This window comes from Elusimicrobiota bacterium (assembly GCA_026388095.1).
Lineage (GTDB): Bacteria > Elusimicrobiota > Elusimicrobia > UBA1565 > UBA9628 > UBA9628.
Genome location: JAPLKL010000065.1, coordinates 1 through 13,052 on the forward strand (window position 1 = coordinate 1; position 13,052 = coordinate 13,052).

The window sequence follows — 13,052 nt, forward strand, 5'->3', positions numbered from 1 at the left end:
GAAGACCGCGTGGAAGGCGGGGGCGTGGCTGACGGCGCAAGAGGCGCAGGCGGATTTCCGCGAGCGCTACGCGATCCGGGCGGGCATCGAGTCCACGAACTCGGAGCTCAAGCGGGCTCATGGGCTGGGGAGACTGCGTGTGCGCGGAGGAAAGCGGGTCCGGCTGTCGGTTTACTTGAAGGCGACGGCGTGCAACCTCAAACGCGCGCTGAGGTGCTGGCTCGAACCTGGGCTGGCCGTGGAGGGCGCGGTCGCGCTTGCATGAGGCGCCCCGCGCTAAAAGCGCGGTGCGGCGCCGGCGAGTCGGGCCTACAATTCGAGATGGGAAGTTATCCAGGCTATCCACAACCTGGCGGATCGGGCATGAACAGCAGCGCGGCCCGAGAAGGGATTTTAAGACGAGCCGAGCCCAACGGGCTCAGCAAGCCGGGCCGCGACGCGCCACAAGATACCCTCGGCACTGGGTTCTTACGAGAGGCTCAAGACTTGATTCAAGGCCGCTTGGCCGCCATGGGCAGGAATTTAGTATTGTGTCCCCGAATTCCAGAGGAGAAGATATGCTGAAATCAGACAAATGGATACGCAAAATGTGCCTGGAGCACATGATGATCGACCCGTTCGTTGAACGCGTCGACGGCCAGGGCCGCATCTCCTACGGCCTGTCATCCTACGGCTACGACATCCGGCTCGCCGACGAGTACAAGATCTTCACCAACGTCTACGGCGCCATCGTCGACCCCAAGGCCTTCGACCCCAAGGCCTTCGTGGACTACCGCGGTCCCCACTGCGTCATCCCCCCCAACTCCTTCGCCCTGGCGCGCTCCGTGGAGACCTTCAATATCCCGCGCCAGGTCCTGGCCATCTGCCTGGGCAAGAGCACCTTCGCCCGCTGCGGCATCATCGTCAACGTCACGCCCCTGGAGCCCTGCTGGACCGGGCACCTGACCATCGAGATATCCAATACCACGCCGCTGCCTGCCAAGGTGTATTCGGGAGAGGGCATCGCGCAGCTGTTGTTCTTCGAAGGCGACGAGCTCTGCGAGACCAGCTACGCCGACCGCAAGGGCAAGTACCAGGCCCAGGTGGGCGTCGTCTTGCCGCGCGTCGATTCCAACCCAGGATGAGAGCCGCGCTCGGCGCCGTCCTCCTGCTGGCGCAGAGCCCCTCCTGGGCCGCCGACGCCCCGGCGGGGCCGGACGACCACCACGCCCCCGCCGAGAATCTCGCGCAGTCCTCGTCCCGGGACCAGCGGCTGGAGACCTTGAAGGATATGTGGCAGAGGGGCATCCTGGGCACTGACATGAACCAGTGGAGCCCGGAGGACCTGGCCCTCCTGTTGCGCATGCGCCAAGCCGAGGCCGCCGGCGCCTTGGGGCTTCTGCGGCGGCATTTCCTCTCCTTGAAAGACCTCATCCTGCGCGACCATCCGGCCGGCGGGAGCTCGACCCGGCTGCGGCTGACCCGCCGGGGCTACGAGAGGTACATAGCCATCAAGTCCCAGGAGTCGCTGCAGTACTTCGAGTCCAAGGAGGTCGAGACCAAGTGGGCGTACTGGCTCGCGGACCTCGACGGCCGGCCGCTCTACGACCGCGGCAGCGGCCTCTTGACCGAGGCCGGCGAGGAGCTCTATTCGCGCGCGCTCGCCAACCGCCCGACCTTCTGGCGGCTGCGCACGGGCGAGGTCCGGGGCAACCGTCCCGTGCCGCCGGAGCTGAGGCCCAAACCGGCGCCGCCTCCGCCCGCCCCCAGGCCCCCGGCCCCGCGGCCTTCCGCCCCCGTTGTGACCGGCGCCCCGGTCCAGGCCTCGAGTCAGACCGCGGTCTTCACAACGCCCGCGCCCGCTCCAGCCAAGGCGCGATAGTCCGCTCCACGGCCCGGTACTCTTCCGGCGCGAAGGCCTCGCTGTAGCGCAGCTCCAAGGCGGCGCGGCGCAGCCTCTTGAGCCAGATCAGCGCGGCTGCGGGCACGAAGCTCAGCCGATAGAGCGTCAGCCCGCGCGCCTGTTCCCCCAGCTGGCGGGTCAGGAACTGCCGGGCCTGGTCCGGGCGGCCCTCCTTCAGGAAGTAGGTGGAGGTCTCCAGGACCAGCTCCCGCCATCTGAGCTCGCGCTCGGCCGGCCCGGGCCCCCCGGCTTCGAGAGCCATGACCGCCTCGCGGAACGTGGTCTCGTGATCGCGGGTGATCTGGGCCTCGTGCATGGTCCGCACGGAGAGCGGCTCCGGGATGGCCCCGACTTCCAGGCCCCCCGCGAGCATGCGCGCGTAGAGCTCGGTGTCCTCCAGGATGCGCATGTCCTCGCGGAAGAGCCCGTGCCGGGTGAAGGCCTCGCGGCGGACGGCTACGTTGGTGGTCACGTAGGGCAGGAACTTGTCTCCCACCGCGTACCAGCCGGGCACGCGACCCTGGGGGATGGCCCGCCCCGGATCGAAGAGCCGGGAGATGACGCGGCCGAAGCGCCGCAGGTAGGCGTTGGAGAACCAGAAGCCCGCCGCCGGGCGGGCCTCCGCGGCCCGCCGGAAGGCCTCCAGCCGGCCGGGCAGGTAGAGGTCGTCGCTGTCGAGGAAGGTCACGAAGCGCCCGCGCGCCATGCGGATGGCGCGGTTGCGGCAGGCGTGCTGGCCGCTGTTGCGCTCCATGCGCACCAGGTGCAGGCGCGGGTCGCCGGGCAGGCGGCTCAGGAGCCTGGGAGTCTCGTCGGTGGAGCCGTCGTCGACGACGAAGAGTTCGAAGTCGCCTTCGCTCTGGGCCAGGACGCTCAAGACCGCGGCCGCGCACATGCGCGCCACGTTGTAGGTGGGGACGACCACGCTGAAGAAAGGCTCGCGCTCCGCCATATCCTAGTCCTTCAGGAGCCTCCGGCGCAGCGACACCAAGCCCTGCGCGCGGGCATAGACGCCCAGGCAGGCCAGATAGAGGGCGGGCGAGGCCAGGGCCAGGAGCAAGGACGCCCGCTTGAATAGGCCGTAGCCCCCGCCCCAGGTCCGCCCCAGCTCGCGCCAGCACTCCCAGGCCCGGGCCGTCTCGCCGCGGTAGCGGCGCAGGAAGAGCTCCTCCTGCAGGGCCTCGGCGCGCCGGCGCCGGACCTCGCTGGGCGCGAAGGCCGCGCCCCGGGAGCGCAGGAGCCCGTCCAGCTCCGCCTCGAGGATGAGGCGCACCCGGCGGCGTTCGGCGAGACGAGCCGGGTCGCGGTAGAGCCCGGCGTAAAGGTTGGCGCCGTGCACGCGGCGCCAGGCCAGGGGCGATGGGATGGTGCCGAGCGGGGCGAAGAAGACGGCGTGGGTGTAGAGGTACTCGTCGGCGCAGAAGGTGAGGCCGGCGGGGATCGGGCCGACCGAGCGCAGGAGCTCGCGCCGGAAGCTCAGGCCCGTGGTGCCGGTGAAACAGGTGCGGCCCTCGAGGAAGTCCTCCAGGCGGAAGACCGCGGGGGCCGGCGGCATCCGCCCGGGCACGGGCCGCAGCGCCGAGTCGACTTCCCGGCACCAGTGCTGCACCAGCCCCAGCTCGGGCTCGCCGCGGAACCGCTCCACCACGCGCGTCAGCTTGTCCTCGCTCCACCAGTCGTCGGAGTCGAGCAGGCAGACGATCTCCCCCTTGGCCGCCGCCACGCCGGCGTTGATGGCCGCGGCCTGCCCGCCGCGCTCCTGATAGACGGGATTGACGCGGCCTGCGAAGGACTCGATGACGCGGCGGGAGCCGTCCGTGGAGCCGTCGTCGACCACCACCAGCTCGACGAGCTCGGCGGGGTAGGTCTGGCCCAGGACGCTTGCGATGGCCTGGCCCAGGAACCTGCCGTAGTTGTGGTTGTTGATGACCGCCGAGACGGTCGGACGCTCTGCTGACATCCTATTCAGCTGGCCGGAGCGGCGGAGGATATGCCGCGGTCCTTGGTCTTGTAGTAGTAGCCCACCATGGCCAGCGTGGCCACCAGGCCCACCGCGCCCAGGATCACCCAGACCTTCCAGGGATGGTGCAGGTCCCAGAGCAGGCGCGTGGCTTCCTCCACCGTGCCGCCCTTGCCGCCGTTCAAGGTCGCGGCCATGGCGGCCATGACCTTCTCCGACGACAGGGCCTTGACCGGTGCGGCGCCCAGGCCCGCGGTCTGCTCCAGGTACTGCCGGGCGAAGTTGATCTTGCTGCCCAGGCTCTCGTAGAGGTAGCCTGAGATGAAGTTGCCCAGCCCCCAGCCCACGGCGAAGGGGATGTTGGAGTAGCCCATGTAGACCGCCTTCTTGTCCGGAGGCGCGGTCAGGCCGATGTATTCGGAGAACTTCGGACTGCACATCATCTCGCCCACGGCGAAGACGAAGATGGCCAAGGCCACGATCCAGCCCGCGGAGCTCGAGCCGCAGCCCACGAAGGCCGCCACCGAGACCACCATGCCGCCGATCAAGGCCACCATGGGGTGGAACTTGCCCGTCAGCCAAGAGATGGGCAGCATCAGGGCGATGATGGCGGCGGAGTCGATGTTGATGAGGACCTCGGGCTTGACATAGCCGTTGGCCAGCACGCTGCCCGAGCTCACCCAGGCGAAGAACGGCGCCACGTCGCGGGAGACCACCCACTCGTCGATGAAGTTGGGCAGCAGGTCCCAGAGCTGCATGAACATGAACCAGAACCCGCTGAAGATGGCCAGGAAGATGAGGAAGTTCTTGTCCTTGAGCGTGCTCATGGTGTCCAGGAAGGTCTGGGCCACGGTCTTGGGCTTGGCGTCCGGGGACTTCTCCGGCTCCTTGTAGAAGAAGATCGCGGGGATGTAGTTGAAGGCGGTCACGCCGGCGGCGCAGAGGAAGACCAGCTTGAAGTTGGTCTCGCCGCGGAGGTTGGCCGCGAGCATGGGCGCCAGGAACCCGCCCACGTTGACCATCCAGTAGAAGATGCCCCAGGCGATGGAGCTATTGTCCTCGGTGGAGGCCTTGGCGATGGTGCCCTGGACCGGCGGCTTGAAGATGGCCGTGCCCAGACCGATGAGGCAGGCCGCGCCCAAGGCGCCCCAGAAGCCGTGGGCGAAGGCGAAGGCGAGGTAGCCGAGGATGTTGATGGAGTAGGCCACGTAGAGGCTCTTCTTGTAGCCGTACTGGTCCGTGAACCCGCCCGAGACCATGGGCACCAGGCACTGGATGAGCGCCCAGACCGCGTAGATGTTGCCCTTCTCCGCGTAGCTCAGGCCCATGCCGCCCTGGGCCACGGCGTAGACCATGTAGAGCGGGAGGATGGCGCGGGCCCCGAAGAAGGCCAGCCTCTCGTTGGCCTCCATCCAGTTGGCGAACCAGAAATTGGGCCGGAGCCCGCGGACCTGCTGCCAGACGGTGAGTTTGGTGGTCATTGCTTCTTCTCCTTCATGTAGGCGGCGCCGGCCGCGACGGCCAGCAGGGGCACGAGCGGGATGCGGTAGCGGCCGCAGCCGCCCAAGGGCAAGGTCGCCGCGACCAGGTACAGGACGCAGGCTCCCAGCAAGAGCAGTTCGGCGAGGCGCCCGGCTTGGAAGAGCCTCCAGCAGCCCTTGAGCGCGGCCGCGTAGAGGCCGAGCAGGAGGGCCAGCCCTCCGATCCACAGCGGGACCAACGCGGGGTGGTCTCTTTGGAACTGGAACCTGCGCGGGGGCGCGGAGGAGGCCGCCATGGGCGGGGCGCCCACTCTCATCATGTCGACCAGCATGTCCAGGCTCGTGCCTTCGAACAGATAGAAAAAGCGCTTGGCGAGGATTTTGCCCACGAAGACGGGCCGGGTCGCGGCGCAGCGCAGGAACAGGCGGAGCGGCGAGTCCCCGGAAGGCCGCTCCGGACAGGTGAGCGCCACCAGCTCAGCCTGGGTGGAAGGCCCCTTGATCATCCCGGCCTCCGCCGGGATCTCGGCGAAGGTCCAGCCCGAGATGCAGCAGAAGACCGGCCGTCCGTAGCGGGAGTTGCGCGCCACCCACAGGCCCGGCAGCAGATACGCCGCAAGGAGGAAGACCGCCAGGGCCTTCTTGCGGCGCAGCAGCAAGCCCGCGAGCAGCACGGGCAGGTAGAGGGTGACCGGGCGGACCATGATGCCGATGCCGTAGACCAAGCCGCTGCCTGCGGCGGACAGGGCCCGGTCCGAGGGATCCTGGAGCAGCTTCCAGAAGAGGAAGGTCGCCAGCAGCAACAGCGCCGCGCCGAAGGTGTCGGAGAGCAGCAGGGGCGTATGGATGACGCCGGCCGGCTCCAAAGCCGCGAAAACGGCCGCCCAAGCCGCGCCCCGGGGACCGCCCAGCATGCCCCCCCAGTGCCAGCACAGCAGAACCGTCAGGACGCCGGCGACGGTCTGCAGCAGGGCCAGCGGGACCACCGGAGAGTCCATCACCTTGAACCAGGGCGCCAGGAGCAACGGGTAGCCGGGGGTGCGGTATCTGTCGAAATGGAAGGGCGGCCCCAGGTTGCCGTCGAGCCAGGCGCGCAGCTCCGCGGCGTCGCGCTTGGGCCGGCGGTCCTCGTCCCACTCGCCCAGCTTGGAGCCGAAGCTGCCGCGCAAGGCCAGGTTCTGGGCCACGGAGGCGTAGTGCAGGCTGTCCGCGTAGATCAGGCCCCGGAGCGGCTGCGCCGCCACGTAGGCGAAGACCGCCAGGCGGGGAAGGAATGCCAGCAGCCAGACCCAGGCCGGGGGCCGCATCAGTCGCCCCGGAAGCGCGGGGGCCGCTTCTCCAGGAAGGCCCGGATGCCCTCGGTGTAGTCGTGGCTCTCGAAGACCTTGCGGCGCAGCTCCTCGATGCGCTCGAAGGTGTCGGGGCTGATGGGATGGGCGCCGGAAAGGATGCGGAACTGCTCCTTGATGACGTTGACCGAGAGCGGGGAATGCGCGGCGATCCCCTCGGCCAAGCGCAAAGTGAAGTCATCGAGCTCCGCTGGCTCCACCAGGTGGTTGAGGATGCCGTAGTCCAGCGCGCGGCGGGCGTCGATAGGTTCGGCTGTGAAGAAGAGCTCCTTGGCGCGGTTGAGTCCGAGATGGTTGATGAAATGCAGGATGCCCGAGGCGTTGTAGGGCAGGCCCACCTTGACCGGCGTGATGGCGAAGGTGAAGCTGGGATCTCCGACCACCAGGTCGCAGGTGAGCATGAGGTCGCAGGACTTGCCCCAGACCCCGCCGCGCACCATGGCCAGCACCGGGCCGGGATAGGTCTCGACCGCGCGCAGGGCCTGCTCCAACGGGGTGTCGTAGCCGAAGGGATCGTGCCGCTGCTTCTCCATCTCGGCGATGTCCGCGCCGGCGGACCACACCTTGGCGCCCGGAGCCGTGCGCAGGATGACCACCGGCACGCGCTGGCCGCGCAGGCGCTCGAAGCTCGCGGCCAACTCCTCCAGGAGCTTGGCGCACAGGGCGTTGCGCTTGCCCGGATTGTCGAAAGTGACGAAACCGACCTTGCCGCGGGTCTCGGTGGTTATGAAACCCATACTACTCGGCGCTCACCGGCGCCTTCTCCTCCTTCTTGGTCATGAGCGCGGCCAGCACCTTCTCCGGCGTGAAAGGCGGAGCGAAGAGCCGCACCCCCACCGCGTCGTAGATGGCGTTGGCGATGGCCGGCTGCGGCCCGTTGATGCCGATCTCCGAGACCGACTTGGCGCCGAAGGGGCCGTCGGGCTCGTAAGTGGGGATGAGGATGGTCTTGAAGGGCGGGGCGTCGCCGGCGGAGTAGATCTTGTAGTTGCGGAAGGAGGAGTTCACCATGGCCCCGGCCGCGTTGAAGCGCATCTCCTCGGTCAGGGCGTAGGAGATGCCGTTGAGGACCGCGCCGTCGTTCTGGCCCTCCGCGAGGGTCGGATTGATCGCGGTGCCGCAGTCCACCGTGGATACGTAGGCGAGGACCTCCACTTGGCCGGTCTCGGTGTCCACCTCCACCTCCGCGAAGTGCGCGGCGAAGGGCGGCGGCGAGCTGGTGGCGAAATGCGAGGCCACGCCCATGATCTGGTGCTGGTCGTGGTAGTAGAACGCGGTGTTGGCCACCTCGGAGAGGGCGCAGGAGCGGCCGGATTTGCCCACAGCCTTGCCGTCCTTGAGGTCCAAATCCTCGGGCTTCTCGTCGAGGATATTGGCCGCGACCTTCAGGATCTGCTCGCGGGCGTGCAGGGCCGCCTTCTTGACCGCGTTGCCGGAGATGAAGGTGGTCGAGGAGGCGTAGGCCCCCACGTCGAAAGGGGTCAGGTCCGTGTCCGAGGACAGCACGATGATGTCCTGGACCGTCACGCCCAGGACCTCGGCCGCGATCTGGGCCAGGACCGTGTCCGAGCCGGTGCCCAAGTCGGTGGCGCCCATGTGCAGGTTGAAGGAGCCGTCCTCGTTCATCTTGATGGAGGCGGCGGCCATGTCCACCTCCGGGATGCCCGAGCCCTGCATGAGGCAGGCGCAGCCCAGGCCCCGGCGCTTCGCGCCGGTCTGGCCTTGGTTGCGCTTCTTGCGCTCGTCCCAGCCGAAGGCCTCCAGGCCCTGGATGATGCACTCATCCATGCCGCAAGAGCCGATCTTCTGCTCGATGCCCTCGCGGCCCTCGCCCATGGCCTTGAACACCGGTGAGCCCTCGCCGGAGCGGATGTAGTTCTTGCGGCGGAACTCGATGCGGTCCAGGCCCAGCTTCTCGGCCATCAGGTCCATCTGGCTCTCCCAGGCGAAGAAACCCTGAGTGGCGCCGAAGCCGCGGTAAGCCCCGCCCACGGGCAGGTTGGTGTAGACCGAGCGGCCGATGAACCGGGAATTCTTGGCCTGGTACATGGGCAGGGTGTGGGAGCCCGAGCACATCATGACGGTCAGCGAGTGCGCGCCGTAGGCGCCGTTGTCGCAGTACACCTCCATGTGCGCGTCCGTGATGGTCCCGTCCTTTTTGGCCCCGGTCTTGAGCCGGATGACGCAGGGATGCCGGGTGCGCGAGGAGACGAAGGTCTCCTTGCGGGAGAGCTCGATCTTGACCGGCCGCCGGGTCGCCAAGGTCAGGGCCGCGCAGACCGGCTCGAGCAGGACCTCCTGCTTGGAGCCGAAGCCCCCGCCGATGCGCGGCTTGATGACCCGGATGGACTTGAGCGGCAGCTGCAGGACCCGGGCCGTGATGCGCCGGCAGTGGAAGGGAACCTGGGTGGAGGTGCGGATGACCAGCCGGCCGTCGCCGTCGAAGTAGGTGATGGTGACGTGGGGCTCCAGGGCGCAGTGCTGGGCCCACTGGGTCTTGTACCACTGGTCCACGACCACGTCGGCCTCCGAGAACCACTCGACCTCCTTGACCTCGAAGTCGAACTTGGCGCAGATGTTGTGCTTGGCGTCGGGGATGTTCTTGGAGTCGTCCTCGTCGTGGATGACCGGAGCCCCGTCCTGCATGGCGGCCAGCGTGTCGAACACCGCGGGCAGCACCTCGTAGTCCACTTTGATCTTGGCGAGGGCCTCTTCCGCGGCCTCGGCCGTCTCGGCGGCCACGGCGGCGATGCGGTCGCCCACGTAGCGGGCCTTCTCGCTCAAGACCAGCGTGTCATAGGGCGAGGGCTCGGGATAGCCTTGCCCGGCCGTGGTGTGGCGCACGCGCGGCAGGTCCTCGTGGGTGAGGACCGCCAGCACGCCCGGCACCTTCTTGGCCGCCCGGGTGTCTATGCTCCTGATGCGCGCGTGGGCATGGGGGCTGAACAGGATGCGGCCCGTGAGCAGGCCGCGTATGTCCACGTCGTCCGTGAACTGCGCCGTGCCGCAGGCCAGCGCCAGCGCGTCGATCTTATCGACCCGGTGGTTGACGACCGTGAAAACCCTCTTATCCGCTACGCCCATGGCTAGTTCCCTCCTTGGGAGGCTTTCAGCCTCTTGGCGGCCAGGAGCGCCGCCTCGACCTGCTTGACATAGCCCGTGCAGCGGCAGAGGTTGCCGTCCAACGCCCGGCGCACGGCCGGCTCATCCGGGTCCGGATTCTGGTCCAAGAGCGCTTTGGTCACCAGCACCATGCCCGGGATGCAGAAGCCGCACTGCACCGCGCCGGCCTCCACGAAAGCCTCCTGGATGGGATGGGGATGATTCGGGTCGCCCAGGCCCTCGATGGTGAGCAGACGGCGGCGGTGGGCTTGGGCCGCGAACATCATGCAGGCCAGGACCGGTTTGCCGTCGAGGAGCACGGTGCAGGTGCCGCAGTCGCCGTTGTCGCAGCCCCTCTTGACGCCCTTGTAGCCTTCCCGGCGCAGGGCGTCGAGCAGGTACTCGCCCGGGGCCACGGCCCAGGCCTGCTCCCGGCCGTTGATGTTGACGGTGATGGCGATCTTGCCGTCCTTCGCCTGCAAGACTCCGCGTCCCTTGGTCTTGGCCATTTCTCTCACCTCATCCTTGGAAGACTTCGAGCAGGCAGCGCCGCACCAGGACCCCGGAGGTCCGGCAGGCGTAGGCCTTGGCCGGAGCCCCGGCGGTGAGCGCCTGGAGCTCGGCCGTTGCCGCGGCCTCGGCCGCGCGCGCCGCGGCCTCGCCGCAGCTCTTGCCGATCAGGGCCGCTTCGGATTCGGCCAGGCGCACGGCCCGGGGCAGGACCGAGCCGACCACCACGGACGCGCGGCGCACCACGCCGTCCTTCTTCTCCACTGCGACCACGCAGTTGGTGTAGGCCTCCCAGCTGGTCTTGGTGATGGCCAGGCGCGCGCAGGCGGCCGACCAGTTCCTGGTCTCGGCCGGCACGCGGACCTCCACGACGATGTAGCGCGTGCCCAGCGCGCGCATGAGCCCGGGCTCGAGGATCTGCGTGAAGGGGATGGTCTTCTCGCGGCGGCCGTCCGTGCACACCGCGACCGCGTCCAGGGCCAGGAAGACCGGGGGCAGGTTGTTGTGCGGATGGGCGCGCGCCACATTGCCGCCCACGGTGCCCATGCTGCGGGCCAGGGCGTTGCTCCAATGGCCCGCGGCCTTGGCGATGACGCCGCCCGCCCACTTGGCCAGAAGCGGAGACACCTCAAGCGACTGGATGGAGCAGAGGGCTCCGATGCGCAGCCCCTTCTTGTCCGCCTGGATGTGCTTGAGCGGCAGGTCCGCCAGATCCACCACGGTCTCCACGCTGGGCAGCAGGGCCCGCGACAGCCGCGTGCCCCCGGCCACGACCACGGCCTTGCTCTTGAGGCGGTTGATGAGGCTCGCCGCCTCCTTGGCGCTGGTCGGGAAGCAGAACTGCTTGATGTTGTTCTTCATATCTCTATGGGGTCAGGTCTTGACATTTGACATACGAAGGGGCACTGCTCAGCTCGCGCCGGGTCCTGTCGGCCCGGTATCCCGCCGGCGGCGACCGCCGCCGTCGGGACGCCCTCCGGGCCGCCACCCGTCGCTGCTTCACACCTGAGCAGTTACCGCGAATGTCCAAAGTCAAGACCTGACCCTATCCTCCTGAAATGGGAGGGAAGATGTGCAGGACATTGCCCTCCTTGAGCTGCACCTGGTCCAAAGCGTTGCGGTCGAGGATCTCCGAATCCAAAGCGAGCAGGAACTCGTTGCGCACGATGCCTTTGTCGTCGAAAAGCAGCTTGGCGACTTCGTCGCCGCCCAGATCGGCCACGCGTCTGACCAGGTCGGATGCGGTATTCCCTTCGACCCAGACCTGATTCTTATTGAGGCGCAAGCGCAAAGTGGTGTAGAGCTTGACCAGGACCTGAGGCATCTAGGCCGCCTGCTCCAGCATGTCCTGGGAGAGCTTGTTGGCCTTGCGGGCTAGAGCGGGCTCGTCCACGTTGACGAGCCGGCTGTCTTTCACGACCTGCCTGCCGTCCACGAAGACATGCTTGGCCTTGTGGCTGGCGCCGCAGAACACCGCGGCGGCCACGGGGTCGGAGAGCGAGCCGGCGAAATCGATGCCGCTCAAGTCGAAAAGCGCCAGATCCGCGGCCTTGCCGGGCGAGAGCTCGCCGATGTCGTCGCGGCCCAGGACCTGGGCGCCGCCGCGCGTGGCGATCCAGAGCGCGTCGCGCGCAGGCATGGAGTGCACGCCGGACTTGACCCGGGCCACGAGCATGGCCTGCCGCACCTCGGCGAGCATGTCGCAGCAGTCGTTGGAGGCGGAGCCGTCCACGCCGAGGCCCAGGGGGACCTTGTGCTCGAGATACATGCGCGCGGGCGCGATGCCCGAGCCGAGGCGCAGGTTGGAGGAGGGGCAGTGGGCCACGCCGGTCTTGGTCTTGCCCATGAGCTGGGACTCCGCTTCGTTCATGTGCACGCAATGGGCGAACCAGGAGCGCCCGCCGTCGAGCCAGCCCACGGATTCCATGTAGGCCAAGGGCCGCATCTTGTGGCGCTCCAGGCAGTAGGCCTCCTCGTCCAAGGTCTCGGCGAGGTGGGTGTGCAGGCGCACGTCCCATTTCTTGGCCATCTGGGCGGAGAGTCTGAGGAGCTCGGTCGTCACCGAGAAGGGCGAGCAGGGGGCCAGGGCGATGCGGGTCATGGCATAGGGCTTGCGGTCGTGGTATCTGTCGACCAGCCGCTCGCAGTCCTTCATGATCTCGTCTTCGGTCTGGACCACGTCGTCGGGGGGCAGGCCGCCTTTGGACTTGCCGCGCGACATGGAGCCGCGGCAGGCGTGGAAGCGCATGCCCACCTCGGCCGCGCCCGCGATCTCCCGGTCGATGAGGTCGGCGCTCTGGCCGCCCGGGAAAAGGTAGAAGTGATCGGAACTGGTCGTGCAGCCCGTCAGCATGAGCTCCCCGAGGCCGACCTGGGCGCTGATGTTGACGCCTTCAGGGGTGACGTGGCGCCAGACTTCGTAGAGATAGATGAGCCAGTCGAAGAGCTTGCTGTCCTGGACCGCCGGGAGATTGCGGGTCAGCGTCTGGTAGAGGTGATGGTGGGTATTGATGAAGCCCGGGAAGACCACGCAGTTCCTGGCGTCTAAGACGAGGTCGGCTTTAGCCTTGATGCCTTTGCCGAGCTTCTTGATGACATTGCCGGCGATAAGGATATCGCTGTCTGTTAATTCATCGCGAGTATCATTCATGCGCGCGATGCGCAGGGCGTTCTTGACCAGTATGGTCTTCATCTTCGCTGGCCTATCATAATAAAATTCAGGGACACTTGGGTGGTGCCGGTGGTCAACTTTTTCAACTTTCTTGACT

Annotated in this window: 13 protein-coding genes; 3 read left to right on the forward strand and 10 right to left on the reverse strand. The window is 67.7% G+C overall.

Annotated features, from left to right (window positions below; translation table 11 throughout):
- The 3 genes from NTY77_16115 to NTY77_16125 all read left to right on the forward strand — a co-directional run.
- A partial coding sequence (locus NTY77_16115; protein MCX5797018.1) for a transposase occupies positions 1-265 on the forward strand: 265 nt, incomplete at its 5' end.
- A gap of 292 nt (positions 266-557) precedes the next feature.
- Positions 558-1,124, forward strand: a complete 567-nt coding sequence (gene dcd, locus NTY77_16120) for a dCTP deaminase (protein ID MCX5797019.1) — start codon at positions 558-560, stop codon at positions 1,122-1,124.
- Positions 1,121-1,861, forward strand: a complete 741-nt coding sequence (locus tag NTY77_16125; protein ID MCX5797020.1) for a hypothetical protein — start codon at positions 1,121-1,123, stop codon at positions 1,859-1,861. The genes dcd and NTY77_16125 overlap by 4 nt, the downstream gene beginning before the upstream one ends.
- Here NTY77_16125 and NTY77_16130 read toward each other — a convergent pair.
- The 10 genes from NTY77_16130 to NTY77_16175 all read right to left on the reverse strand — a co-directional run bounded on the left by NTY77_16130 (position 1,824) and on the right by NTY77_16175 (position 12,976).
- Positions 1,824-2,834 (reverse strand): glycosyltransferase family A protein, encoded by a 1,011-nt coding sequence (locus NTY77_16130; protein MCX5797021.1) that lies wholly within the window; start codon positions 2,832-2,834, stop codon positions 1,824-1,826. The genes NTY77_16125 and NTY77_16130 overlap by 38 nt on opposite strands.
- A gap of 3 nt (positions 2,835-2,837) precedes the next feature.
- Positions 2,838-3,842, reverse strand: a complete 1,005-nt coding sequence (locus NTY77_16135; GenBank protein ID MCX5797022.1) for a glycosyltransferase — start codon at positions 3,840-3,842, stop codon at positions 2,838-2,840.
- Positions 3,843-3,847: 5 nt separating this feature from the next.
- A complete protein-coding gene (locus tag NTY77_16140; protein MCX5797023.1) occupies positions 3,848-5,323 on the reverse strand; it encodes an MFS transporter in 1,476 nt (491 codons plus the stop codon).
- Positions 5,320-6,630, reverse strand: coding sequence for a glycosyltransferase family 39 protein (locus NTY77_16145; protein ID MCX5797024.1), 1,311 nt, complete (start codon positions 6,628-6,630; stop codon positions 5,320-5,322). Before NTY77_16145 ends, NTY77_16140 begins: the two co-directional genes overlap by 4 nt.
- Complete coding sequence (gene scpB, locus NTY77_16150) at positions 6,630-7,409, reverse strand: methylmalonyl-CoA decarboxylase (protein ID MCX5797025.1); 780 nt, start codon at positions 7,407-7,409, stop codon at positions 6,630-6,632. The genes NTY77_16145 and scpB overlap by 1 nt, the downstream gene beginning before the upstream one ends.
- A gap of 1 nt (position 7,410) precedes the next feature.
- Positions 7,411-9,756 carry a molybdopterin-dependent oxidoreductase gene (locus NTY77_16155; protein MCX5797026.1) on the reverse strand — a complete coding sequence of 782 codons (2,346 nt, stop codon included), beginning with the start codon at positions 9,754-9,756 and terminating at the stop codon, positions 7,411-7,413.
- A 2-nt stretch (positions 9,757-9,758) separates the two neighbouring features.
- Complete coding sequence (locus NTY77_16160) at positions 9,759-10,283, reverse strand: (2Fe-2S)-binding protein (GenBank protein ID MCX5797027.1); 525 nt, start codon at positions 10,281-10,283, stop codon at positions 9,759-9,761.
- A gap of 10 nt (positions 10,284-10,293) precedes the next feature.
- Positions 10,294-11,145 carry an FAD binding domain-containing protein gene (locus NTY77_16165; protein MCX5797028.1) on the reverse strand — a complete coding sequence of 284 codons (852 nt, stop codon included), beginning with the start codon at positions 11,143-11,145 and terminating at the stop codon, positions 10,294-10,296.
- A gap of 184 nt (positions 11,146-11,329) precedes the next feature.
- Positions 11,330-11,608, reverse strand: a complete 279-nt coding sequence (locus NTY77_16170) for a MoaD/ThiS family protein (protein ID MCX5797029.1) — start codon at positions 11,606-11,608, stop codon at positions 11,330-11,332.
- Positions 11,609-12,976 carry an 8-oxoguanine deaminase gene (locus NTY77_16175; protein MCX5797030.1) on the reverse strand — a complete coding sequence of 456 codons (1,368 nt, stop codon included), beginning with the start codon at positions 12,974-12,976 and terminating at the stop codon, positions 11,609-11,611.
- Positions 12,977-13,052: the final 76 nt, after the last annotated feature.

Bases quoted from the DNA above. Each gene is read 5' to 3' on its own strand.
- NTY77_16140 (MCX5797023.1), bottom strand. From the start codon at position 5,323: ATGACCACCAAACTCACCGTCTGGCAGCAGGTCCGCGGGCTCCGGCCC.
- NTY77_16125 (MCX5797020.1), top strand. From the start codon at position 1,121: ATGAGAGCCGCGCTCGGCGCCGTCCTCCTGCTGGCGCAGAGCCCCTCC.
- dcd (MCX5797019.1), top strand. From the start codon at position 558: ATGCTGAAATCAGACAAATGGATACGCAAAATGTGCCTGGAGCACATG.
- scpB (MCX5797025.1), bottom strand. From the start codon at position 7,409: ATGGGTTTCATAACCACCGAGACCCGCGGCAAGGTCGGTTTCGTCACT.
- NTY77_16135 (MCX5797022.1), bottom strand. From the start codon at position 3,842: ATGTCAGCAGAGCGTCCGACCGTCTCGGCGGTCATCAACAACCACAAC.
- NTY77_16165 (MCX5797028.1), bottom strand. From the start codon at position 11,145: ATGAAGAACAACATCAAGCAGTTCTGCTTCCCGACCAGCGCCAAGGAG.
- NTY77_16155 (MCX5797026.1), bottom strand. From the start codon at position 9,756: ATGGGCGTAGCGGATAAGAGGGTTTTCACGGTCGTCAACCACCGGGTC.
- NTY77_16130 (MCX5797021.1), bottom strand. From the start codon at position 2,834: ATGGCGGAGCGCGAGCCTTTCTTCAGCGTGGTCGTCCCCACCTACAAC.
- NTY77_16170 (MCX5797029.1), bottom strand. From the start codon at position 11,608: ATGCCTCAGGTCCTGGTCAAGCTCTACACCACTTTGCGCTTGCGCCTC.
- NTY77_16160 (MCX5797027.1), bottom strand. From the start codon at position 10,283: ATGGCCAAGACCAAGGGACGCGGAGTCTTGCAGGCGAAGGACGGCAAG.
- NTY77_16175 (MCX5797030.1), bottom strand. From the start codon at position 12,976: ATGAAGACCATACTGGTCAAGAACGCCCTGCGCATCGCGCGCATGAAT.
- NTY77_16145 (MCX5797024.1), bottom strand. From the start codon at position 6,630: ATGCGGCCCCCGGCCTGGGTCTGGCTGCTGGCATTCCTTCCCCGCCTG.